We start from the raw sequence: 1,278 nt of genomic DNA on the forward strand, positions 1-1,278 counted from the left end.
TATACGTTCATTTAGACTAATTCGCTTGTACGTTTTTTTCATAATTCAACAAAGATAAAATTTATCATTTGTTGCGTTAGGTTATTGAATTCTCCAAATTTGGCGGAAATATATTGTAACGTTTTTCGGCTTGGCGATGTGGCGGATAAAGAAGCCGAAACTTTGTATAATCACTGAACTTCAAAGGAAGCAAAAATCTTCGAATTAGCACAAAACCCGCCATATTGCCAAACCGATGTTGTGCGATTGTGCTTTATTTTATCTCTTTTAATTTACCATTATTTTGCAATGTATAAGTTTCGTTTTCAGTAATAGGTTCTCCACTCATCCAATTCCAATTTGTCACAATTATTTTATCTTTGTCAATTCTACTTGTTTTTTGAAATGCAGATTCAGCAATCTCATCATAAGCAATTTCTAACATATCAATTATTTCACATTTAGTATTTACTGTGATTAGTGAAGTAAATAATTCGTGGTCTCCACTTTGATACGTAATAGTAATTGTAGTGAAATTTTCAGAAAAAGGAATTTTGTAATTTATTCTGAAATTTTTTAAGTCCTCTTTTTTTGTTTTAAGTTTAAGTTGTTTGATAATACCATTATCAGGTATTCCGATTTTTTCAAAATTATCAAAATTCGTACTATCTATTATTGGAAAGTTTTTTAAGGGAATATTTTTAAATAGGTTTGTACTAGTAGAAATTTCTTTTTCGTTTTTTTTAATAACACTGTCTTTGGAAATAATTTTTATTCTATCCGTTGAATGAATATCCTTTTTGTTTTCGCAAGATTGGAAAATTAAAGCTGTTGCTATAAGTAGTATAATTAGTCTCTTCATAATTTTGTTCTTATTGTTCGCAATATCTTGCAATTAGTCCTTTCTTATCTTTAACAAACAATCTTCTTTCGCCGTAATAATATTTTATTCGGTCAATAATTGCAACTGCTAAATTTTCTTTGTTAAAAATCGTATCATTTTTCACATACAAATATTTATTCCCTCTAAAGTCTATTATATCAGAAACGTAGCCTGAACCATTGTCATCGCAATATTTCCAAAGCGAATTTTTCAAGTCATTTTTATTTCCGCATGACTGGCATAAAAGTATTGCTAAAAATAAAATCGATATATTTTTCATTTAGTTTTCTGTCGTTTGAATTTTAGACAAATGTTGGTTTAGGCGGATTCAAGTTTCTAGCGCAATTTCTTGGCGATTAAGTTTTGCCTTATTTTTCAAATTCAGAAAGCAATTTTGTTTGTCTTTAGGCTTTCTA

General features: G+C 28.6%; 2 protein-coding genes. Both read right to left on the reverse strand.

From position 1 onward, the window contains the following. Window positions 1-253: 253 nt before the first annotated feature. Window positions 254-841, reverse strand: a complete 588-nt coding sequence (locus BMW63_RS17785) for a hypothetical protein (RefSeq protein WP_074724798.1) — start codon at window positions 839-841, stop codon at window positions 254-256. A 10-nt stretch (window positions 842-851) separates the two neighbouring features. Continuing rightward, window positions 852-1,142, reverse strand: a complete 291-nt coding sequence (locus BMW63_RS17790) for a hypothetical protein (RefSeq protein ID WP_074724797.1) — start codon at window positions 1,140-1,142, stop codon at window positions 852-854. Window positions 1,143-1,278: the final 136 nt, after the last annotated feature.

This window comes from Flavobacterium frigoris (assembly GCF_900111075.1).
GTDB lineage: Bacteria > Bacteroidota > Bacteroidia > Flavobacteriales > Flavobacteriaceae > Flavobacterium > Flavobacterium frigoris.